Origin of the sequence: Paenibacillus sp. MER 180 (assembly GCF_023713665.1) — a bacterium.
GTDB classification, from domain to species: Bacteria; Bacillota; Bacilli; order Paenibacillales; family Paenibacillaceae; genus Paenibacillus_B; species Paenibacillus_B suaedae.
This window is the reverse complement of record NZ_JAMAVT010000012.1, coordinates 20,022-43,531: the sequence shown is the minus strand read 5'-3', so window position 1 is coordinate 43,531 and position 23,510 is coordinate 20,022. Positions and strand designations below refer to the sequence as shown.

The window sequence follows — 23,510 nt, the reverse complement described above, 5'->3', positions numbered from 1 at the left end:
ACTGTACCAATTCCAAATAGAAGGAGTGATTGCATCTTGTCACAGATTCAGATCAGTCCTAAGGTAGAAGCATTCTTGCAAGGGACGAAAAAGCTGTTCATCAATGGAGAATGGACAGAATCCGCGAAGAATAACGTATTCTCCTCTATGAATCCCGCAACTGGTGAAGTGCTGGCTGTCGTTGCCGAAGCGCAGGAAGAAGACGTCGACAGAGCTGTACAAGCTGCTCGCGATGCCTTCGATCATGGTGAATGGTCCCGCATGAGCGGGGCTGATCGCAGCCGCCTTATTTACAAGCTGGCAGACTTAATTGAATCGAATAAGCGAGAGCTTGCGGAGCTGGAAACGCTGGACAACGGCAAGCCGCTCCGTGAAACACTTGCTGCCGATCTTCCTCTCACCATCGAGCATTTCCGATACTATGCTGGCTGGGCAACCAAAAATGTTGGACAAACGATCCCGACGGCCGGCAACTTCCTCACCTATACGAGACATGAGCCTGTAGGTGTAGTAGGACAAATCATTCCGTGGAACTTTCCACTGCTGATGGCTGCTTGGAAGCTGGGCGCCGCGCTGGCCACTGGCTGTACGGTTGTCCTGAAGCCAGCTGAGCAGACGCCGCTGTCAGCACTCTATCTCGCACAGCTTATTCAGGAAGCCGGCTTCCCGCCGGGTGTCGTGAACGTCATTCCAGGCTTCGGCGAGACAGCTGGTGCTCCGCTTGTCCAGCATCCACATGTTGATAAGATTGCCTTCACAGGATCAACAGTAGTAGGCAAATCTATCATGCAGGAAGCTGCCCACTCCCTGAAGAAGGTTACCCTTGAACTTGGAGGCAAGTCGCCGAACATTATTCTGCCTGATGCTGATTTGTCCCGTGCAGTCCCTGGAGCGCTCAGCGGCATTACCTTCAACCAAGGGCAAGTGTGCTCAGCAGGCTCACGGCTGTACGTGCAGAAGAAGCTCTATGATAACGTTGTTGCTGACCTCGCTTCCAAGGCGAAGCGCATTCGTGTTGGCGCTGGCTTGGACTTAGACACGGAGATGGGGCCTCTCGTGTCCTCCGAGCAGCATGATGTCGTCCAGCGCTACATCGAAGCAGGCAGAGCAGCTGGCGCTGAATTAGTGACGGGCGGAAGCGTACCTTACAATCAAGGCTACTTCGTCGAGCCAACGGTGTTTGCACAGGTTGATCCGCAGATGACCATTGCTCGCGAAGAGATCTTCGGCCCAGTTATTGCAGCATTGCCGTATGATACGCTGGATGACTTGATTGAACAGGCTAACCAGTCCGACTACGGCCTTGCGTCTGGCGTATGGACACAGGACTTGAAGAGCGCCCACTATCTTGCAAGCAAGCTTAGAGCAGGAACCGTATGGATCAACTGCTACAACGTATTCGACGCAGCCGCTCCATTCGGTGGCTACAAGCAGTCAGGAATCGGACGTGAAATGGGCTCCTATGCGCTAGACAATTACACCGAAGTGAAGACGGTATGGGTGAATCTTGATTAATGCTGCATTTATAACCCTTGGCATGACATGACAGTTATCCAGCTGCCAGCAGCTAAATAAGAAGGGAAGGCCGGTCTCTAGGAGCCGGTCTTTTTCCTACTGGTCTGACAAGCTGGGACGGCTCATTCTATTTCAGCAGTCGAATTCAGATTTTGTTCAGCCAAATATGGTTGAATAGAACTAACGAGTACGACTATGACTGCTGGAGGAATGCGAACATGCTATTATCCATCATTCAACAAGAGGCACTTGAGCAGGCAAGACGACATGGAGGACGGCTCATTCGCTGGAGTGGAGGATGTTGGACATATGAGGGAGCTGCTATTTTAGAAGAAGATGATCATAGCAAGGCATTCCCCGAATGGCATTGCACCACCAATACGATCTTCGCCTTGGTACGGCGCGGTTACCTGTTGATGGAAGACTGGCGGAGCTGTACACTTGTTGAGTCACTCCCAAGCTTGAAGTCTATTAATATGCGGGCTATTCTGGAACATAGGCACTTGAAATCGTAACACGGCTATTCACTATTTGTAGAATCAGCTTATATTATCCCTGCGTATTCAGGAATAGAAATAGAATGGGGGCTATCTTAACAATGGGACTGCATGCCATAATTGTTGATGATGAGCGACTCGCTCTAAAGAAAATGGAAAAATTGCTGACGGAACAGACCGGAAGAAATAAAATTGAGCGATTAATGGCTTGCTATAATCCCTATGATGCAATTGAAATTGCACAGCGGGAGCAGCTCCACGTAGCATTTCTAGATATTGAAATGCCGGAGATTAACGGGTTCGAATTAGCCGAACGTCTGCTGCAAATTCATCCAAAACTACATATTATTTTTGTGACGGCCTATCAAGAATATGCGGTCAAAGCATTCGAGCTTAATGCGCTGGATTACCTACTAAAGCCGGTCCACCACAATCGGCTGGCATTGACCTTGCAGCGGCTTACCTCAATGAATCCGCATAATGGGACAGCTCCTGCAATCAGTCATGAGCGAACACCCCAGCTGACATTATGCTGTCTGCAAAGCTTGCACTATATCGATGCGAACGGCGCTGCACAACGATTCCCTTGGAAGACGTTGAAAGCTCAAGAGCTATTCGCGTATCTGCTCTATTACCGAGAGAAAACCGTGAATAAGCAGGTACTGATGGATCTGCTGTGGCCGAATTATGATACGGAACGCGCTACGACGCAGCTGCACACGGCCATTTATCAAATTCGAAAAATGATCAAAACCGCAGAACTCGATATAGAAGTCAAATATAAAGACGAAGGATATCGTCTGGCTTGGGGCGCATTGCGACTTGACGTGGAAGAATGGGAGAACTCTGTTCGCGAAGCTCCCTTACTGCAGACGGATACCTTAGCGCAGCATCTTGCCATCTTGAATGCATACACAGGAGACTTCCTAGAAGAGCATCGATATGGCTGGGCCGAATACGAATGGGAGCGCATACGAACGATCTGGTTGAACCATGCCGAGGCAATTGCTCAATACTACCTTTCGGATGAAATGTACTCAGAAGCTACTCTGATTTATCGCCAAATTATTGACAAGTTCCCTCATATGGAGCATGGTTACTTCGCGCTAATGAACATTTATGCCTCTCTGAATCACTCAGCCGAAGTACGCAAACTGTACAATCTTCTGACAAGCAAGCTCGAAGAGGAGTATGATACGGCCCCTAGCAAGGAAATTACCGACTGGTACCATCAGTGGATGATGGAATCTGCACAAGCTAATGGATCTGCAATCTAGCAGCTGCTCAGCACATACACCGACCAGCGCCTTACCCATCCCGATAACCTATCGGGATTTTTTTGTGTAAATTATGTCTCTTCATCTTAATATAGTCACCATATAATCATCGTACGCACCTCCACCTTTCTCATTTCCGCACAAAAAAATGTCAAGCAAATCTGTTTAACATACCATTTCGTTGGGTAATTTCACATGTCAGGAAATGTTTTCTGAAACTTTCATTTGGTTTGACAAAACTGAATCTTTTAGTAGACAATGATTCAGTTGCAAAAAAATTTAAAAAATAGGAGATTCTAAGAATGAACAACCTTAGAAAGACATTATACGGTCTCTTAGTAGTCGCTACTATGTTGAATCTTGTTCTGCCTCCCACACTTGTTCAAGCGTATGATGGGTTGCCGAATGCATTGTTCAATACCGGAGATCGTAATGCCACAAGCGTTACCGACCTCACCTATGGCAAGGATCCGAACAATGGCCAGGATCCGAGCAGCGTGACGAAGGTTACTTACGGGGCAATTACAGACAATATTCTTACTTCCGTCTCTATAACGGATGCGAAGGGGAATAATATTTCATCTATTCGTCCAAATCTGAATGAATATGTGAATATAGACTATACTTGGAAGCTTCCGGCCGGTCACCATTACGGCGCTGGCTCGACCTTTACATTCCGACTTCCAGACAAGTTCCAGTTATCGGCTCCAATTAAGAATCAACCTTTGAATAAAGGTGGAATCGAATACGGCATTTTTGACATTACATCGGACGGTCAAGTAACCTTCACGTTCAATGATGAAATTGAGGATGGCCAAGAGCTAATCGGCGATTTCTTCGTATGGAGATATTTCGACGAGAAAAAGTTTGAAGGTGGAACCCAGCAAGAAATATCCTTTGATATTCAAGGGAACTCCAGCTTCGAAATTCCAATTCATTTCAACAAAAATCCAAACAGCAAAGAGATTGCAAAGCGTGGCACGGCCAATCGAACGATCAATCCTACGGAAATCGAATGGGTTGTAGACTTCAATACAAGTGAAGACAACATCAATAACGCTATCTTCACCGACATGCTGCCAGACGGCTTGGAAATCGATATGAGTTCTATTACAGTACATAAGCTTGACGTTCAATTGAACGGAACCGTTAAGGAAGCTGAGCAAGTAGCTTACCTCCCCGTACGTGAAGCCAATGGCTTCAAAATCGAGCTGGGCAATATACAAAATGCCTATCGAGTGAAATACAAAACGAAAATTACCAAGACAGAAGACAAACGCTATACCAATGCTGTTCAGGTCACAGGAGATAATCACAACCCTCTAACGATCTCTTCGAGTGTGGATGTACGATTCAGCAAACCGCTAGAGAAACAATCGACCGGCTACGATCCTTACACGCAAACGATCAATTGGAAGATAGAATACAATTACAACGAGCGTGAAATCGACCAAGCGAAGGCGTGGATTGCGGATGTTTTTGACACGAAGGTTCAAGAACTCAATGTGGATTCATTCGTAGTGAACGAGATGTCTATTGACGATAATGGAAAAGCAACCGTTGTCAGACAACTGGGCAAAGATGAATATACGGTCGTAAAAACAACTGACGGATTTAAGCTGCAATTCAAAAATAAAGTAACGAAAGCTTATACCATCGAGTATTCAACCAAATCCATTGACCGAGTTTATGAAAATGGGAAAATCAACAATAAAGTCACGATGCATGACAACACCTCTAAAGAGGCATCGAGAGACATTTACCCTGTCATCTTCTTCAAGGGCCATGACGATGTTAACTATGCCAACAAAACGATTGGTTGGTACCTCACCCTGAATCAAGATAATAAGATGATGGAAAACGTCGTCGTTGAAGATATATTCAAGACGAGAGGTTTGACCATTGATGAGAAAAGCCTCGAGAAGAGCTTAGCGGACGCTGGATTCATCAAAGATACGGATTATACGGTTGATTATATCGTGGATCGTGTAAATCCCAACTATCATAATGGATTCACGATTAAATTTACAAAGCCCCTTACTTCGAGTGTGGTCATACGGTATCAGACAAAATTCGATCCAACCCTGAATACTACTAGCTATACAAACGGCGCAACCCTGAATTGGGAAGAAAAAGGCGTATCTCAGAAGCCTATCACGAAAGAAGATACCGTTACACCAGATGGCTATACGAAGAACAACGGGAATAAAAGAGGCATTTACGATGCCCGCACGAAGGAAATTACGTGGACGATCGATATTAACTACAACCTTCACCACATCGATAAATCCGTACTTCGTGACTTCTATACTGGCGAGCAGACATTCGTTGACGGATCTTTGACTGTACACGAATTGATCTTGTCAGGTGGTGCAAATGGTGTTCAAGAAGGCAGCATTACAAACGATTATTCATTCGAGAAGAAAACGGAAAATAATAAATCCGGCTTCGAATTAACGTTCAACAACCCAATTGACAAGGCCTATCGAATTACGTACAAGACAAGCCTTAACAATCAGTCTGTCGTCAAATCCTACAGCAATGGAGCAACATTGGAGGATAAATCGACATCAAACAAAGTATTCGACGGCTCGGCTTCTGTATCACCGCAATACGGCGATGAGTATGTATCCAAGACAGGTGTCCAAGGTAAAGGGGAACAATCGGACATCGCGTTCTGGACCGTCAACATTAATCGCAGCCAATCGCACATCAAGGCCGGTTCGGTTCTGACAGATACGTTGTCTGCCAGCCAAAAGCTTGTGCCAGAATCGATTAAGCTGTACGAAACGACCGTGTCACAGAACGGAACCTTGACTAAAGCTTCCGCGCCAATGGATTTGGAGCAAGTTGCGGAATTGAAGGTCGATGGCAACAAGCTTACGCTTACCTTCAAGACAGAACTGGATAAAGCTTATGTTTTAGAGTATCAATCCTTTATTGATGCCGATAATGGTGAGAATTTAAGCAACAAGGTATCTTTTGAAGGTCAGTCCTCCGGTACCGTAAACGGCAATGAATCATCAAGCATCAAAGTTGAATTCGCGGGAGCAGGAGGCGGAGCAAGCACCTCCAGCCGCGGAGATTTGAAAATCAAAAAGGTCGATGCTGCTACAGCAGCGCTGCTGGAAGGCGCGAAATTCGGGCTGTACGATAAATCGGGAACGATTCTGCTGCAAGAAGCTGTAACGGATCAAGACGGAATCGCAACATTTACTGATTTGCGATTAAGACAATACAAGATTAAAGAGCTGGCCCCTCCTCCAGGCTACTTGCTGCCGCAAAAGCCGGAGCAGGTCATTACACTGAGCAAGGATGGACAGGTCGTTACAATTAAGAACATCAAAATCGTAAGAGATTTTGAGCTCACGAAAGTAGATGCTGAAAATAGATCTAAGCTTCTTGAAGACGCTGTGTTCAAGCTCCAGCGGTTTGATGGGGTCGGATATGCAGATGTCAATGGATATACGAACCTTCCTACGAAAAAGAACGGTAAGGTGAAACTGACGGATCTTCCTCCAGGTCAATATAAACTGGTCGAGGTTCAGGCTCCCGCTGGGTATAAGCAGGAAGCTAAAGAAATTCCATTTACGATCGATGAAAACCAAACCGTACAAAAAACGGGGACTGTGACAAATAACCGAATCAAAGGCTCTGTTGAACTGACAAAGGTAGATGACGGCAAGCCTGCTTCACCTCTTGCCGGGGCTGAGTTCGAGATTCAAGATGCTAAGACAGGTAAAGTCGTACGCAGCAAGCTGATTACCGGAACAGACGGTAAGGTGAGCACGGGCAACCTGGATATCGGAAGCTATCAATTTGTCGAGAAGGCTGCACCTAAGGGGTACAAGCTCATTACGATTCCATTGAAATTTGATATTAAAGATGAGAGCAAGATCGAGCTCACATTTGTAAATGAAAAGCTTCCAGGTACATTGAAGCTCTTGAAGATTGAAACGGGCAAGAAAGATAAAGGGCTTGAAGGCGCTCAGTTCCGTCTCCTTGACGAGAACCAGCAGCCTCTCTCGGATAAGAACGGTAAGCCGTATCCAATTCAAACTACGGATAAGGATGGACTTATTCTGATTCCGAATCTGAAGGCAGGCACTTATTTTGTCGAAGAGACTAAAGCTCCAGATGGCTATCTCATTGATAAAAAGCTGACCGAGTTCACGATCACGAGTGAGAAAGAAACGCTCGTTACTGTCGAGAATACTCTTGAGCCTCTTCCGGGCTCCTTGAAGCTCTTGAAGATTGAAACGGGTAAGAAAGATAAAGGGCTTGAAGGCGCTCAGTTCCGTCTCCTTGATGAGAACCAGCAGCCTCTCTTGGATAAGAACGGCAAGCCGTATCCAATTCAGACTACGGATAAGGATGGACTTATTCTGATTCCGAATCTGAAGGTGGGCACTTACTTTGTCGAAGAGATTAAAGCTCCTGATGGCTATCTCATTGATAAAAAGCTGACCGAGTTCACGATTACGAGCGAGAAAGAAACACTCGTTACCGTGGAAAACACTCGTGAACCTCTTCCGGGCTCCTTGAAGCTCTTGAAGATTGAAACGGGCAAGAAAGGTAAAGGGCTTGAAGGTGCTCAGTTCCGTCTCCTTGACGAGAACCAGCAGCCTCTCCTGGATAAGGACGGCAAGCCGTATCCAATTCAGACTACGGATAAGGATGGTCTCATTATCATTCCTGATCTGAAGGCAGGCACTTACTTTGTCGAAGAGATCAAGGCTCCGGTTGGCTATCTCATTGATAAAAAGCTGAGGATGTTCACGATTACGAGCGAGCAAGAAACACTTGTTACTGTCGAGAATACGCTGAAACCAATCGAGCCAATTGCCCCGGTTGATCCAGTTGATCCAGTTGATCCAATCAACCCAGTCGATCCGGTTCCACCAATCGATCCATCACATCCTGGTGACAATTCGAAGGAACCGACCGAAAACGGCAATAAGGAACCGAGCAAACCTATCAATCCGGAAGAACCAAACAAGCCAGAAAAACCTGAAGATGATGGCAGCATTCCTGGCCACATCACAGAAGAAGGATCTAATAAAGAGCCTGAGAAAGAAACGGGCAATGAAACAGGCGACAAGCCAAATAAAGAAACGGATTCAGGCAACGAGACTGGTGACTCTGGTAAAGAGTCCGATAAAACGGATGGCAAAGACTCCGGCGATAGCAAGGATGACACCGCCACTGACAATGGGTCGAACGAGAAGTCCGAAAATAACGGAACATCGGATAAAGTAAAAGATAAGAGCACAAGCGATAACATCACCAACCGTGAACAAAACCGGAAGCAAGATAAATCCGACAAAGTGCTGCCGAAAACAGGCGAAGACAGCCCGCTGCCTATGCAGCTTGCTGGACTGGCACTTGTCATGCTCGGATCCGTATTGTTCGCCATTCGCAAGAGATGGATGAAATCTTAATAGCAGCTATTCCAGACCGACCCCAACTTATGGGGTCGGTTTTTCTATCCCCTTCCACCCAAAAGAGGATTGATATTTCGGGCATGATCGAGTAAAGTAATAACTGTGCATACTGTATATCTATCTAATACACAGTATGCACAGTTTCGAGCAAAGAGGGTATTTCATGAACATTATTATTAAGAACGTGTCCGACGTTCCCTTATATCAACAGATCAAGGATCAGATCAAGGACGCGATTCTGCGCGGCGATCTGAAGGAAGGCGAACTTCTCCCCTCCATTCGCTCGCTTGCGAACGATCTGCATGTCAGCGTACTAACGACCAAGCGCGTATACGCTGAGTTGGAGGAAGAAGGATTTATCATGACGAGGGCTGGGAAGGGCTCGTATGTGGCGCCAGAGAGCCAAGAGCTGCTGGCAGAGTCCAAGCGTCATCTCGTGGAATCGAAGCTCGCGGAGGCATGGCAGCTAGCCCGGACACTAGATATTCCGAAGGAAGAACTACGTGAAATGATGGAACTGCTATTTGTAGAGGAGGATGAGCAATGAGCAATCTATTGGAAGTAACGAATGTTAACGTTCAATTTGAACACTTTCGACTGAACAATATTAGCTTCGCCCTACAAGAAGGCTGTATTACTGGCTTTATTGGAACGAACGGTTCTGGGAAGACGACGACCATTAAAGCCATTCTAGGACTCATTCAGAAGAACGGGGGCAGCGTTTCGTTTCTGGGGAAGGAAATGGACAAGCATGAGCGCGAGTTGAAAAACCACATCGGCATCGTATTTGATGAAGGCTATTTCTATGATGATATGACGCTGTCGGAAATGAAGAGCATCATCGCTCCTGCCTATACGAACTGGGATGAAGCCATCTTCCAACGCTATATCCAGCGCTTCAATCTGCAGCTGAATCAGAAGATATCGACCTTATCCAAGGGCATGCGCATGAAATATGCCATTGCTCTCGCCATGTCCCATCATGCCGATCTACTCATTATGGATGAGCCCACGAGCGGTCTTGATCCCCTCATCCGGAGTGAACTGATGGAGCTTCTATTGGAGTTCATGAACGAGGAAGGAAAGAGTGTCTTTTTCTCCACACATATTACGTCTGATTTAGAGAAGATCGCTGATACCCTGTTGATGATCGATCATGGGGACATCTTATTTCACGAAGACAAGGATGCATTGCTGGATTCCCATGCCCTCGTGAAGGGAGACAAGAAGCTGCTTAATGAGCGCACAGAATCGCTCTTCTTATCTCTACAGGTTACCGCATACGGATTCGAAGGCATTACGCGCAGCATTCCCGAAGTGCGGCAGCTAATGGGCAACGTGCATATGGAGAAGCCGTCCATCGAGGCCATTATGCTGGCTTACATAGGAGGTCATCGACATGCTCATTAATCTGGTCAAAAAAGATCTCATCCTTACGAAAAAGTATTTGCTGGTCATGCTGCTATTCGCCATCGGCGGACCTCTCTTTATATCTTATCGGATGCCGCTAAGCGGAAATGGAAGCATCAGCTTTCTTATTACCGTACTCTTTATGGAGTTTATTTTATTCAATACCGTGTCTGTATCGGAGGAAAAGTATAAGGGGTCCTCGCTGCTGTGTGCCACTCCCTATACACGCAATGCGCTAGTAAAGGCTAAGTATCTGCTCGTTCTCACCATTTTTATTGTGAGTCTCGGCCTTTATACAATCACATCCCTTGTCGTTCCACAACTATTGAGCCGCTTGAGTATCTTGGGCGTAGGGACGGCCTTGCTGCTCGTCAGCCTGTACTTCGGCGTGTTGATTCCGTTGCAGTACAAATATGGTTATGAAAAAACGAAGTTCATATCTATGATGATCATATTCGTGACCCCCTTCATCACTCCAGTGATCATGAAGTGGTACCAGTCTCGGCCAGTTTCCATTTCGATCTCGCTTCCACTTCCACACGAGATTCAGCAGTGGATTCCATGTATCTTTGCGCTTGCCCTTGGCATCGTGTCAATGATGATATCGATACGTATTTATGCAAGCAAGAACTTGTAATTATCTGTACAAGTCGCAAGCTAAGATAGTAAACAATACACCTTAAGGCGAGGGACAATCCCCCGCCTATTGTCGTTCATAAGCATGTGAACGTCTACCGCCTTTTATGGAAAAATAGTAATCTACGGCCATCTTCCCTTCATCGAGAAGCCACAACAATTTAATTTCCTTGTTCTTCAATTTTTGCAGCAATCACCTGTATATTCATAAAGGAGGGCTGCCTAAAGGTCGGGTAAGTTGACCTAGGGCAGCCCTAGAACTCATTTTAGAAACATCTATCAATATCGTTATTTCGCCACAGCAAAAGAAACACTCGTCCCCTCATTCACCTTACTGCGAATAATGAGACCCGCTCCATACAATTGCTTCAATCGTCGGTCTGTATTCAGCAGCCCAATTCCCCGCTTCTCAATCCCATGGAATTCAAGCAGGGTATCAACTCGATGAGCATCCATACCTACACCGTCGTCGCGAATCTCCACATGAACATACCGATCATCCTGCGTAATCCTGATACACACTGTCCCCCCGCGAGCACGGCTTAGCACCCCATGTCGAATGGCATTCTCCACAAGCGGCTGGATTGTCAGTGGCGGAATCATCACTCGAATGTGCTGATCCAGCTCCCAAATGACATTCAGTCTGTCCTCGAAGCGAGCATGCTCGATAAATAAGTAGGAACGAACGAGATCAAGCTCATGTTCAATCGGTACCAGCTTCGACGAGTTCAAGAAGTCGAAGCTGATTCTCAAGTAAGAGCTGAATGCCTCAATAAGGTCATTCATCTTGTTCGTGTCGAAATCACTGAGCGCGGTAATCGTGTTCAATGTATTGAATAAGAAGTGAGGCTGAATCTGCGCCTGCAAGTAGGCAGCCTCCATGCGCAAACGATCGTTCACTGCCTGCTTCAGCTCTGTCAGCGCCTGTACGCGGGAGCGCAGTTCCATAGCATCAACAGGCTTCGTTACATAATCATTTGCACCCGCCAAAAATCCCGAGTGCACATCCTCCGCGTTGCTTCGCGCAGTTAGGAGCAGAATAGGCAATTCCAGAATCGTAAAGCGTTCGCGAATGAGGCGAGTTAACTCGTAACCGGACATATGTGGCATCATGACATCCGTAATGATCAAGTCCCACTTGGCTGCATCCAGTTTGCTTAAGGCCTCTTTGCCGCTCGTTGCTCTCACAACCTCATATTGATCGGTGGACAAGATGTCCCCAAGTATTTTTAAATTGACGCGATCATCATCGACAATCAATATCATTGGCTTATACAGGGCGGAGGCTGCCTGCTGCTGTACCACATGAAGCTCGTCAGAGATCATGCTCACCTCGCTTGCAGCCTGGACAGACACAAGCGTCTCTATGGGGTTCTCCTCCTGCACAAGCGGACTTGTGTCCGGTTCAGCTAATGGCAGGGTGAAAGAAAATACAGATCCCTTTCCAAGTTCCGATTCCACTTCCAATCTTCCGCCATGCAGCTGCACCATTTGCTCACAAATGCGAAGTCCAAGTCCGATTCCCCCAGCACTTGTATTCGTATCCGCAGTTCCTTGTTCATAAGCATGGAATGCCCGCTCCTGCAGTTCCTTATTCAAGCCAATGCCTGTGTCAGCAACAGAGATACAGGCCAGTCCTTCTCGAACCTCTGCGGAAATCGTTATTGAGCCCTCGTCCGTGAACTTGATTGCATTATGCACAAGATTGGACAAAACTTGTACTAATCGCTTCTCGTCCGCTATAACAGGCGGAAATGTCTCTGGAATCGCCATAACCAGCTTGATTGGCTTGCCCTCCATCATGAAGCGCAGCATGTCCAGCACGCCAGACGCCACTGATTGCACACGAAGCGGAGCGCATTGTAAAATGACTTTGCCTTCCCGGAGCTGCGCCAAGTCAAGTAAATCATTAATTGTATGCGACATGCGGCGACTGATCGTAATAAGCAGTTCCATATCTGCCCTGCTCTTATCATCCATCAGTTCCTTCTCGCGTGTGACAACGGACTGTGCAATATTGATGACACCATGCAGCGGCGTACGCAATTCATGAGACGTGTTTGCCAAGAATAGATCCTTCTTCTCGTCAGCCTCCCGCAACTGCTCGTTCAATTTTGCATTCTCTTCAGCATTGCGGAAATACCTCTTGAACCAATACGCCGAAAATCCAACGATCGAAGCGATGATGTTGATCGGATAGTAAATCATATTTTTCGTTCCGTTATAAATAAAAACGCTCCAGGTAATCCCTGACATAACACTGACAGCCGCAAGCAGCAAAATATAGGCTTCCCTACGGTTTTGATAGACCATCTGGATAATCAGGTATGATAACCAAACAATCGGGAAGAGATAAAGCACGCTGAAAATCTTATAGGCCGTCGTGAAGGAAATATACGGCGCAGGGGCAACAAGTATAAATGCCGTAAACATGACTAAGAAGCCTGTATATCCGTGGAATAGCTTACCGCGCCGTGTAAATCCAGAAAAGTTCCTTCCCATAATCATCATGAAGCAGGCATGCCACAAATAAGCAAGAATCTTGATTCGAAGCGCCCAGGTATAATTGATTGGAAGCCATAATAGCAGGATCGAATCATTGTCAGCTATGACTAATGTGCCTGTCATTGTCATTAATAACCCGAAAATAATAAACGTCTTCTCTCTCGGATTAAAGCAATACAAAATGACGGCATATAGGCCGTGCAGCATCAAAATGATGAAAGTAACTAATTGAAAACCGATGGAATACCAGCGTTGAAATTCCACCGCCGCCTGCGTTCCGAATCTTACAGAGCGAGCGATGCCTCCTTTATAGGGATTGTCGAAGTTGGAGACCTGAAGCAAAACCTCAATAACGCCTTGATCCTCTGCCTCGACCTCATAGGAAGTGGTAAAGGATGCCTGAACGGGTCGATATGACTCGGCATCGGTGGACACTACCCCCGATTTCGCATCGATTTGTCCATTGATTAGAAAGACGTTGGCCGCTTGAATTTCTCTTATCCAAAAATGATAGGGCTGATTTATCGGCTGATCGACCAATACGCGAAGCCGGTACGTCCCATAGCCATATGAATTGCTTTTATGCTGCCGCCAGCCCTCCCTCCAATCTCCGGGAACCTGAACATAGCTGGATTGGCCTCGGAACTGACGCAGCTCATTTTCATTAGATATGAATGCATCTGGATAGAACTCCCACTGACCATCCAAATATACGGTATGCTTGTTGTCCAGCTCCATTCCGCGCAGATCAGCAACCCCATTAGCCACCTTGACATGCTGAGATGCTTCCAGAGTCATAAGCCAAGTCACGTGGATACCGGCAAGCAGAAGCACAAACAGTAATGTGCTTACAATGATTTTTTTCTTGTTCATCATACTATGGGGTTTCGACAACAATCTTCTTTTTCCTTCATTTTGGCATCTTTACCCACTTTTATATTCACTAAAAAAAGGCGAGGAGCTCCTCGCCTCATACAAGTTAACCTACCTGTCATCGTTCTGCCAGTATCTATTATTCTTCTACCTAATGTTACTCTATCTATTCATTCTCTATCTATACACGATCGCCTATCACTCATCTGCTATTCGACACGCAGCGTATACCATTCGATTGCCGAAGGCTTGCTCGTGATCTGACCCGCCATCGGGTTGGCATAGTACCACGTAATCGACTGATCCTGTACAAGCGGCATCATGTTCCCAGGGGATGGAACGCCTCCGAGATAGGTCGGCTGCTTAAGCATCGTTCCTTGGCCATCCACGACCGCATACTTCATTCCTTCTCCGAGTCGGCTCGACTCCGTCCATAACAAGACAAACTTATTATCATTGATCTTGCTAATATATGTATCCCTGATGAACACGCCGTCCTCAGACGTATGCTGTGTCAGCCATATCGGCTTGATGCTTGATTGATCTTGCGCATTCTTCGGCACGACACTAAGGAATACATTTTTGCCTTTCCCATCTTGTGAACCGGTGGCACTATTGGCGCCAATGGCAAGATAGCTGGATGCAGATACTTCTAGTCCGCCCAAGTTGGCGCCTGTGTAATTATCACCGATCTTGCCCGGTATATTAATGAGGTCAATTTTTTTCGTAATCTTACCACCCTGCTCCACCTGCAGTACAATAGAGCGCGGATACGCATCGCCATGGTCAGCGTATACGATTCTATCTCCATCCATGCGAGCATATGTGGCAAAGGAATGGCTCACGTGGTTAGACGGGAACTGACCACTCTTACTAAGCACCTTCATCGCAGCCATATCAATGGCAAAGGTCATATTCGACTGATGCCGCAAACCATCCTTAGCGGTCTTATAGCGAAGACGAGTCGATTGAACTATGAGTTTGCCATTGGCACTGTCCATCGTAACATTCCCAGATCTGAACGGTTCTGATACGCACACATCTGATACATCTACCTGACCAAGCTTGTCCCACGAAGCATTATATTTCACTACGCGATATACTGCCTTTGTGCTGGATTCCTCCATGTTGTCTTGTCCGAATACGAGATAATAATTGCCGTCCTCACCTTGATGGAAGCCTCCGAATTTGGGCAGCTCTATGTTCAGCGTCTTACTTCCCGCTGCGGTATAGTCCTTATAGAATTGCTGAATATGTATCTTCTGCTTGTCCGAGTCCCATTGCAGCAAATTTAGCTGTCCATCCTTCAGGAACAAATAGCGGGCAGCTGGCTCGAACCAATTTCCATAATGATAATCATTGGTTGTGCGAAGCTGGGCAACCCCTTCAATAGAGCGGATCGCCATCTCTGGTTGGGCAATGATATGAATTGAACTGCTCAACGCCCGCCACAGAACGGGAACATGCAGCTGCTCCCCTAATTCCCGCAGTTGAAAATAATTGCTGCCCCCGATATTATAAGACGTCAATTGAATTTCTTTGCCATCTACATATACTTTGGAGGAAGTCGGTATCACCTGTCGTTCAGCTGCCTTGCCTGACTGTGCAGACTTCTTGGCAGGCTCTAGCTCCCCTCCGATTGGGGTATAGGCTTGTCCTGTATGCACACGAATCGCATTACTCGCGGTATCAACGATTACATCAAAGCTGCTTTTCGTCCCCTTCAATGCCATTGCAACATCTCTCAGCTTGAAGTAGTTGCTGCCCCCAATATTGTAGGCATCCATCTGATTCATCGGTTGTCCATTAATGCTCACATTGGCCTGAGTCGGTCGTGCCATTACGGATTTGTCTTCAGCCTGAACGGAAGCAGCCATTCCTAGCATCATCACAATGCTGAGGAGAATACATACTTTTGTTTTCATGAAATTGATGTCCCCCATTTTTCTATCTAGCTTCGCTCTTGTCTTGCATCATTCATCGCACACCATGGCCATCCATATTCGTCCATAATCTCTACCATTCTATAGCAACAATCTAAATTGCACAACGAACCTAGCGGCGATTGACGGCAGTAGAGCACTTCATTCTAATGGGGCTTCAATACCGCCGCCTTCCATCGAAACTACGCCTCCCTGCCAGGATCCCTGTATGTCTTCGTACCAATTCTAGCAGCAACACCACATCCACGATGCTCGGGAACGGCCACGATCCGATTGTCGTGACCATATTGAAGTTGCTGTAGGGCATCGAAATCCGGATGAATGACCTCATTGGATAAATAAGCCGAGGTCTTGCTTCCAGGCTTCCTCGCTCCATTCAAGGCTGTGATCATACCCTGTGAAGAGGTAATGCCAATTCCATGCCCGTAATAGAGATCGTTGCCCAGCTTCACAACATTTTCTCCCTGCCATTCCGGCGTGCGTGGATTGAAGTCTGGATTTCTAAAATAAAGAATATCCCCTAAAAATGCCTCAGCGAGGTTCGAGTTCGACACCAATCGAAGATTGCGGTCATAATTCCAATCCCATAGAAGCAAATCCTGAAAGTAACGGTCAAAAACAGCTTCACCCAGCGTATCTATGATTGCCTTATACAGAACAATAATAATAGCTGTCGCACATTCAAATGCATACTGTCCACCATTATGGAAAATATCGTTGATGGCAGCAGAAGGCGAGACACCTCTTCTTAATTGAAATCCCCCTCTGTCCGTGCGTATCCAATACCTCTCGTTGCATCTGGAATCGTCGAATCCAGCAAAGTCCACCCCACTATCGTGCAGCGCCTTCGCCGCATTAACCATATTAGAGCGCATTCTCATTTCGAACTTCAAGTCATCAAGGGAGTTATATCGATAAACGACAGGACTCTTCTGCTTAGCCGCAATTACATTCCTCTCCAGCTCCGATAATCCCAATGTATTGAGCTGCCCTGTGTTAACACCTGCAATCTCGATCATCCTTACTCTCCTCCTAAATCCTCTGATTACCGAACGCTTTGTGGGAATCGGAACACATGAAGCGGATCGTACTCCTGATTAATTAGGTGTAACCTACAGTACTCTATGCGCCCTCATCTACTCAGGTTCATGTCAAGAAGAAGGGATCTGCATCGGATATGCGTGAAATCTTCATAAAATTACAGGGCTTAAGACTTATACTGCAATATGGAAATCAGTGCAGAAATCCGCTACAATAGTGGTTATCATCAGTACCTGCAAGTTAACCTCTACCTTCAGTCTTTCTTCTTCCCTTGTTTGTTTCATCCACACGACATTCAAATTCCTTATTGTGAAGATCGGATAAAAGAATCGGATAGGTGCTCTCGACTGCCTGATGCACGGAATATGGACGTATGAGATACCGCCGTTAATACATAGATGGCTTACAACCTGTGTCTAAAAGGAGGGATCTTAGCTAACCAGCTTGGCTCTACGCATGATTAGAAGACGGAATGTTCTGATAATGAAGGAGGAGTATTAATGAATGTTGGAATACAGCCTGGGAGTGGGCTATATTTGCATGTTAAATGGTTCGCAGCCGATCACGAGTGGACACCTCAAGCAATGAGCAAGGTGCTCACCCCTACCTTTCTGTTCTGGTTTAGCTTCACGATTGTTGTATTGTTGCTTGTTTCGAGGTATAACGCAGCTTTGGAGCGCATCCCTATCGTTGTGAAGGTACATTCATTTCTCAATAAGTTAAAACGCTTTCACCTATTGATTATGCGAGTAGGTGTTGGCATTGCACTGTTGATGCAGATAAGCACAGGCTCCTACCTAGCCCCCACATTGCGAATCGAGACATGGTGGGTCTATGCACTTCTTATTATTAGCTTGCTTGGTCTGCTTCATCGCAAGACCTTGTTTATAAGCGGTATAGCGTTAGGCGTCTTATATGTGAAGGCACTCGCTAATTATGGAATGTTCCACATGCTCGACTATATGTTCTACCTCGGCATCATTTATTATTTGCTTGTCTCGAACACGAGATGGAGCCGTTCTGGTATCCCTGTCCTCTATATATGGACCGGCTTGTCTCTTGCTTGGCTTGCGATGGAGAAGCTGACCCTCGCCAAGCTGGCGTGCTCCCTGATGCACGAATACGGAATTCCGTCACTAGGCTTTACCGTTGAAGACTTCGTACTGATTAGCGCCTTTATTGAGCTCGGCCTTGCGTGGGCATTTATCGTCGGCATTATGAATCGATTCACAGCTCTGCTATTAACCGGATTATTCCTCGTCACAACCACTGTATTCGGATTTACCGAAATCATCGGCCATATGATTATGCATACGATACTGCTCATCTTCCTTATTGTTGGCCGGGACGGCTATACGACATTTCTGCTCTCCAGACGCGCTCCCAAACTACGCAGCTTCTTCGTGGTGCTGCACTTCACCATTATGATCTTCAGTATGATGACCGTGTACATATGGATGGGGCAGCCTAGCAGCGGATTTACTGTACCTGATCCTGCGACGCAAGCAGCACAAGCGAGTAAAATACCGGCATTCTGCCCAATCAAGTGACGCAGCTAGTAGCATTTTTACCAGTAACCTTGTATTTCGTGTCGGCCAAAAATTTAAGCGTTATAACTTATTGACCATTGGTACCTCGACGTAGGTGGCTGTTTTTCTCTCAACAGAAATGAAAAAAGACACCATTCGGGTGTCTTTTTTCATGATTCATATCGTATTGCGGCTCGACTATCCTTCCAGATCCACGTTGTGGTAGACTTGCTGCACATCATCAAGGTCTTCGAGCGCATCAATCAGCTTCTCGAACTGTGCCTTCTGATCGCCGTCCAAGACTAATTCGGTCTGGGGCAGCATCGTAATTTCAGCTACGCTGAATTCCGTAATGCCCTCATTCTTCAGCGCTTGCTGAACAACATGGAATTGATCCGGCTCCGCGTAGATGATTACCGCTTCATCCTCTTCCAAGATGTCGCGTGCGTCTACATCGGCGTTCATCAAGATTTCCAGAACATCGTCTGCACTCTTGCCTTCCAGACCGATAACGGCCGTCGGACTGAACATATACGTTACAGAGCCGCTTACGCCGAGACTTCCGCCATTTTTGTTAAATGTGGAACGAACCTCCGAAGCAGTGCGATTCACGTTATTGGTCAAAGCGTCTACGATCACCATGGAACCGCTTGGACCAAAGCCCTCATAACGAAGCTCATCATAGTTCTCATCGGAGCCGCCCTTTGCTTTCTCGATCGCGCGATCAATGATCGCCTTTGGTACATTGTATGTTTTGGCACGTTCAACCACGAATCGCAATGATTGGTTCAGCTCGGGATCAGGCTCGCCTTGCTTCGCTGCAACGTAGATCTCTCTCCCGAAACGCGCATATATACGACTCGTATTCGTGTCCTTGGATGCTTTTTTCTCCTTGATATTGTTCCATTTACGCCCCATACTGTATCTCGCTCTCTTTCCGCATAAAGTATGCATACTCCATATAATTATATCTTTTCGAGAGAGCTTGGGCAAATATGAAAACTTTTGAATTTCAATTCTTAGCTAGTTATATTGGCGATTTTTCCGGTAAAATTCAGACATTTCTAGCAAACAAGATATCCGTTCACACTGTTAATTCGTACAAAGGTGTAAAAAACAGAAAGCTGTGTTAAAATACTGTAATTGCACCCGCTATTTTGTTAGGGAGGTTTAGTGAATCACCATGCTCATTATCGGTATCACCGGAGGCACCGGATCCGGCAAAACAACGGTTGCCAAGTCCGTCATTGACCGTCTTGGATCAGATAAAGTTACCTTCATTTCCCAAGACAACTATTACAAAGATCATTCTCACCTCAGCATGGCTGAACGCGAAGTGATTAACTTCGACCACCCGCTCGTATTCGACAACGAGCTGCTGCTTGAGCATGTGAACCTGCTCAAGCAAGGCAAAACTGCTTATGCACCGGTATACGACTTTACCGTTCATGCCCGTTCCACGGATGAGACGGTAGAGCTGAAGCCGAATAATATCATCATCATCGAAGGGCTTCATGTGCTGTTCGATGAAAATTTACGTCAATTGCTCGACATTAAAGTATTTGTGGACACCGATCCAGATGTACGGATTCTACGCCGTGTACTTCGCGACATTGAAGAGCGCGGTCGGACGATTCATTCGGTCTACAACCAGTATCTGACTTCGGTCAAGCCGATGCACGATGCATTTATCGAACCTTCTAAGAAGTACGCTGACCTGATTATTCCAGAAGGCGGTCAGAACGAGGTAGGCATTCATATGCTGTCCGTGCTGACAGAGAAATACTTGACGAGCGAATGGAATTAACGTGAAGAAGCCGCTCGAATGGCAGACCTACATCTGCCATTCGAGCGGCTTATTTTATTATGAGCCAAGTGGCTTTTTGCTAAATGGTATACAGTCAGGGGGGAGATACTCTCCCTCTCTGTCTGTTATGGCTTTACATTGTAGGTTCGAAGCTTTCCAGCGTCTTCATGCCATCGGCTCCAAAAATATTGTATACTCCAAATTCATAGAAGGAGTAGCCATAGTCCGTGTTTCTTTGAATTCCTTCGAACTTCACATATCTCGCTTCTGTCGGCGTGAAGTGAATCGTGTCCCGCCCATCTTGAGCCGTTATGATTCCATCGTTCTTCGTCGTGACATTTATCCATTCTTTCTTATCGTTAGACACGAGGATTCTGTATGTTTTGGCGCGAGCGTATTCCCAATCAATGCGGATCGTATCGAACTCCTTCACCCCACCAAGATCAACCGTGAACCATGAATTATCTACATAATTGCTTGCCCATCTCGTAGCAGGGGATCCGTCCACTGCTTTTTGCGGCATGTAATTCGGGCTATTGCTCTCTACCGAGGAAGCTTCAACCGCCTTATTTTCCGCCAAGTTGCCAAGAAGGTAGTAAGCATTATCCTTCAGCGTGTTGTAAGCACCATCTGCAATGTGGCCTTTGATCTTCTGGAACTCCAGCATCGCATTGAACATCTTGATAAACTTATTGAACTTTTCATCATTACCTTCGAATCTCTTCGCATTATCCAAATGAGCCTGCAAGGAGCGAGCCGCCCCCGGATTTTTGAACTGGTTCTCTTGCTCGAATTGATCAACTAATGTTTTGATGAGATCCACATTTGTTCCTGCATCAATGATATAAGTTGTCTTCTTTGATTTGCCTGCAGTCACCGTAACCGTAAGTTCATGCTTGCCAAGCTTGCCCGCAAAGTTAATTGGCGTACCTGCTGTGTACGGCTTGCCGTCGAATGTCGCAGTAACTTTAGTAATGCCGCTTCCGTCGTCATCCTTGAGCTGCCATGTAAATTGCACCGTCTCTGTGGCCGGCACTGTTGTATGGCTCTCCAGCAGTTTTCCGTTCATTTGTACGTCAGCATCGGAAGGGACGCCGCTATTCACGCTGTATGTGCCCTTCACGAATTGGTACAGCCAATCATACAAGATTCGATTGGATGGATCCTTACTTACAGCTGTATTATATACGGCGTCATTGCCCTGATAGTAAGCATTATATCCGTTTTGCATAAACCCAGTTTCTGCACCATTGTTCAAGTACTCGATATACTTCTCACGGAAATGGTTATCCGTAAGCATCCGGTCATCAAACTCCAGCTCCATGCCCATGCCGTGCTGTTTCGCTAAGTACGCTGCGTCCGGCAAGCGCTCAGGATCGATGTCATTCTCGAAGAAGTAATTTGGCTGGTAAGCCACATTATCGATGCCAACATCCTTCCACATGAATGACTTGTATCCTGAGAAGAACGGAACCCAGAACAGCCTCATGCCCATGTCATGTACCTTGGCACTTGTTGCACGAAGCAGATCTGGTCCCTTGCTATGTGTGCTGATCTGCTCATCTAACCAGTACATGCCGACAAGCTCCAAATTGGAGTAGTTGGCAGCAGCCCACTTCTGCTTCACTTGATCCAGCCACCAGTGAACGGCCTTCACCCGGTTAGCAAGTGCCTGTTCCACACCGATCGAGTCGCTGAAGCTCAATTTGCCATCGCCAATATCACCGAAGTCAGCGATGCCTTCTGCTGGATATGGGATCATATACACGACTTTCGTTTTACGGTTAGGATCGTTCAGCTTCGCCCCGACTTCTTTGGTCGCTTCATTTAATTGATACATATCTCCTTGCGCTGCAAATGTCTTTTCCAAGTACCATTTCCAGTCGTCCAGCTTGCTGTTCAGTCCCAAATTACGGCCCATTGGCGTATCTAAACCAAGATAGAGAACTCCATCGAACAGCCAATCCTTCGGATTGCCTGCCTCATCTACGTAGCTAATATTCGGAATGATGCGCTCCTTCGACCAATCACCCTTGCCATTCGCATAGTGCCCGTTGTACAGCAGCCCAAGATCGCTAATTCCGGCAGTCGCTTCTCCCGGTGCTTGGAAGGCTGGCGTCTGCGTAGGAACAGTTTCTGCTCCTTGCACCTTGCCGTCTTCGCCTAGAATTTCAATTTCATCGACTAACGTCATCGCCCTGTTATGCATCATGAAGCTTACCTTCACATAACGTGCATAAGCGATGCCACCGTACGCCAATCCTTCTTTGTTCGGATCCTTGATTCCCTCTTTGTTGCCCTTCCATTCAAACGCCTCTTCATGCTGTCCGTCTATCCATAACGTTTGGAGTGCATTATGAGATAACAAACCCCAATTTTCCTTATCGTCCGATACATAAATGGACACGGTTAACGGTAAAAGGACATTGTTGTTCGGCCAATCCTGCAAGAAATGAGCCTTAACGGATGAGATTGATTTGTTCTCACCGAGGTCAAATACCACTTCACGCGTTCTCTTCTTCAAATGTCCAACCCATGCCGGGTCTGACTTCGTGACCTTGCCGTACTTGCCATCTGTCAGCTTATAGCCATCATCAGCATACCCTGCTTCTGGTGCTTGCGACCATTCATAAGGGAGACCTAGAGCCAGATTGCGCTCCCCTTGCTGAGGTTCAGCAGCTTGCTGCGCCGTATATTGCTCACTCGCTGGCAACGACGTATTCGCCTCCTCCGCCTGTACTAATGGAACCATCATTGAGAGGGCTAACACCGTAGACATTACGATGGATAACCATTTCTTTTTCATTAATTGAACTCCCTTTCTATATGTAAGATTATGAATGTCATCAAATTCGGTAAGCATGTAATTTGATTGAATATTATTGCGGTTTCATATCCCCCTCCCTTTTCAACTGATAAAACCCACGTATATGATAGCGCTTACTTTTAAAATAAGAGACTTTCTGTCCTATTCAAATAGATTAATCATTACTTTTGTATACTTTTGTTTACCTACTCTATCAAGACATCATT

General features: G+C 46.3%; 15 protein-coding genes. 9 read left to right on the top strand and 6 right to left on the bottom strand.

Features of this window, described 5'->3' with window-relative positions; genetic code table 11:
• Nucleotides 1–36: 36 nt before the first annotated feature.
• From M3661_RS19300 to M3661_RS19270, 7 genes are all read left to right on the top strand, one after another.
• On the top strand, nt 37–1,515 hold the full coding sequence (locus M3661_RS19300) for an aldehyde dehydrogenase family protein (protein WP_094183176.1): 1,479 nt from the start codon (nt 37–39) through the stop codon (nt 1,513–1,515).
• A 218-nt stretch (nt 1,516–1,733) separates the two neighbouring features.
• Nucleotides 1,734–2,030: a hypothetical protein gene (locus tag M3661_RS19295; RefSeq protein ID WP_021252770.1), complete on the top strand. Its 297-nt coding sequence runs from the start codon at nt 1,734–1,736 to the stop codon at nt 2,028–2,030.
• A gap of 65 nt (nt 2,031–2,095) precedes the next feature.
• Entirely contained in the window at nt 2,096–3,289 is a 1,194-nt protein-coding gene (locus M3661_RS19290; protein ID WP_251487692.1) for a response regulator, read from the top strand.
• A gap of 302 nt (nt 3,290–3,591) precedes the next feature.
• Nucleotides 3,592–8,730: a SpaA isopeptide-forming pilin-related protein gene (locus M3661_RS19285; RefSeq protein WP_251487689.1), complete on the top strand. Its 5,139-nt coding sequence runs from the start codon at nt 3,592–3,594 to the stop codon at nt 8,728–8,730.
• Between the two features lie 166 nt (nt 8,731–8,896).
• Nucleotides 8,897–9,280 carry a GntR family transcriptional regulator gene (locus M3661_RS19280; RefSeq protein WP_021262161.1) on the top strand — a complete coding sequence of 128 codons (384 nt, stop codon included), beginning with the start codon at nt 8,897–8,899 and terminating at the stop codon, nt 9,278–9,280.
• Nucleotides 9,277–10,143 carry an ABC transporter ATP-binding protein gene (locus M3661_RS19275; RefSeq protein WP_251487686.1) on the top strand — a complete coding sequence of 289 codons (867 nt, stop codon included), beginning with the start codon at nt 9,277–9,279 and terminating at the stop codon, nt 10,141–10,143. The genes M3661_RS19280 and M3661_RS19275 overlap by 4 nt, the downstream gene beginning before the upstream one ends.
• The gene (locus M3661_RS19270; protein ID WP_251487684.1) at nt 10,133–10,780 is read left to right on the top strand and encodes an ABC-2 transporter permease; all 648 of its coding nucleotides are present in this window, start codon (nt 10,133–10,135) and stop codon (nt 10,778–10,780) included. The genes M3661_RS19275 and M3661_RS19270 overlap by 11 nt, the downstream gene beginning before the upstream one ends.
• Before the next feature lie 287 nt (nt 10,781–11,067).
• On the opposite strand, the gene M3661_RS19265 is transcribed toward M3661_RS19270, so the two are convergent.
• The 4 genes from M3661_RS19265 to M3661_RS30820 form a co-directional block, all read right to left on the bottom strand.
• Nucleotides 11,068–14,178, bottom strand: a complete 3,111-nt coding sequence (locus M3661_RS19265) for a hybrid sensor histidine kinase/response regulator (protein ID WP_251487682.1) — start codon at nt 14,176–14,178, stop codon at nt 11,068–11,070.
• A 188-nt stretch (nt 14,179–14,366) separates the two neighbouring features.
• Complete coding sequence (locus M3661_RS19260; RefSeq protein WP_251487680.1) at nt 14,367–16,082, bottom strand: hypothetical protein; 1,716 nt, start codon at nt 16,080–16,082, stop codon at nt 14,367–14,369.
• A 200-nt stretch (nt 16,083–16,282) separates the two neighbouring features.
• Nucleotides 16,283–17,119 carry a protein-glutamine gamma-glutamyltransferase gene (locus tag M3661_RS19255; protein ID WP_065293101.1) on the bottom strand — a complete coding sequence of 279 codons (837 nt, stop codon included), beginning with the start codon at nt 17,117–17,119 and terminating at the stop codon, nt 16,283–16,285.
• Between the two features lie 26 nt (nt 17,120–17,145).
• On the bottom strand, nt 17,146–17,226 hold the full coding sequence (locus M3661_RS30820; RefSeq protein ID WP_083189476.1) for a BBE domain-containing protein: 81 nt from the start codon (nt 17,224–17,226) through the stop codon (nt 17,146–17,148).
• Between the two features lie 415 nt (nt 17,227–17,641).
• On the opposite strand from M3661_RS30820, the gene M3661_RS19250 reads away from it, so the two are divergent.
• Nucleotides 17,642–18,691 (top strand): hypothetical protein, encoded by a 1,050-nt coding sequence (locus M3661_RS19250; protein ID WP_251487678.1) that lies wholly within the window; start codon nt 17,642–17,644, stop codon nt 18,689–18,691.
• 177 nt (nt 18,692–18,868) lie between these two features.
• Here the strand turns inward: M3661_RS19250 and M3661_RS19245 are convergent, their stop codons facing one another.
• Complete coding sequence (locus M3661_RS19245) at nt 18,869–19,588, bottom strand: YebC/PmpR family DNA-binding transcriptional regulator (protein WP_251487676.1); 720 nt, start codon at nt 19,586–19,588, stop codon at nt 18,869–18,871.
• A 265-nt stretch (nt 19,589–19,853) separates the two neighbouring features.
• On the opposite strand from M3661_RS19245, the gene udk reads away from it, so the two are divergent.
• A complete protein-coding gene (gene udk / locus M3661_RS19240; RefSeq protein ID WP_021252782.1) occupies nt 19,854–20,477 on the top strand; it encodes a uridine kinase in 624 nt (207 codons plus the stop codon).
• A gap of 133 nt (nt 20,478–20,610) precedes the next feature.
• Here the strand turns inward: udk and M3661_RS19235 are convergent, their stop codons facing one another.
• A complete protein-coding gene (locus tag M3661_RS19235) occupies nt 20,611–23,283 on the bottom strand; it encodes a DUF4855 domain-containing protein (protein ID WP_251487674.1) in 2,673 nt (890 codons plus the stop codon).
• Nucleotides 23,284–23,510 lie beyond the last annotated feature (227 nt).

Bases quoted from the DNA above. Each gene is read 5' to 3' on its own strand.
- M3661_RS19245 (WP_251487676.1), bottom strand. From the start codon at position 19,588: ATGGGGCGTAAATGGAACAATATCAAGGAGAAAAAAGCATCCAAGGAC.
- M3661_RS19255 (WP_065293101.1), bottom strand. From the start codon at position 17,119: ATGATCGAGATTGCAGGTGTTAACACAGGGCAGCTCAATACATTGGGA.
- M3661_RS19250 (WP_251487678.1), top strand. From the start codon at position 17,642: ATGAATGTTGGAATACAGCCTGGGAGTGGGCTATATTTGCATGTTAAA.
- M3661_RS19285 (WP_251487689.1), top strand. From the start codon at position 3,592: ATGAACAACCTTAGAAAGACATTATACGGTCTCTTAGTAGTCGCTACT.
- M3661_RS19235 (WP_251487674.1), bottom strand. From the start codon at position 23,283: ATGAAAAAGAAATGGTTATCCATCGTAATGTCTACGGTGTTAGCCCTC.
- M3661_RS19295 (WP_021252770.1), top strand. From the start codon at position 1,734: ATGCTATTATCCATCATTCAACAAGAGGCACTTGAGCAGGCAAGACGA.
- M3661_RS19270 (WP_251487684.1), top strand. From the start codon at position 10,133: ATGCTCATTAATCTGGTCAAAAAAGATCTCATCCTTACGAAAAAGTAT.
- M3661_RS19280 (WP_021262161.1), top strand. From the start codon at position 8,897: ATGAACATTATTATTAAGAACGTGTCCGACGTTCCCTTATATCAACAG.
- M3661_RS19260 (WP_251487680.1), bottom strand. From the start codon at position 16,082: ATGAAAACAAAAGTATGTATTCTCCTCAGCATTGTGATGATGCTAGGA.
- M3661_RS19290 (WP_251487692.1), top strand. From the start codon at position 2,096: ATGGGGGCTATCTTAACAATGGGACTGCATGCCATAATTGTTGATGAT.
- M3661_RS19275 (WP_251487686.1), top strand. From the start codon at position 9,277: ATGAGCAATCTATTGGAAGTAACGAATGTTAACGTTCAATTTGAACAC.
- udk (WP_021252782.1), top strand. From the start codon at position 19,854: ATGCTCATTATCGGTATCACCGGAGGCACCGGATCCGGCAAAACAACG.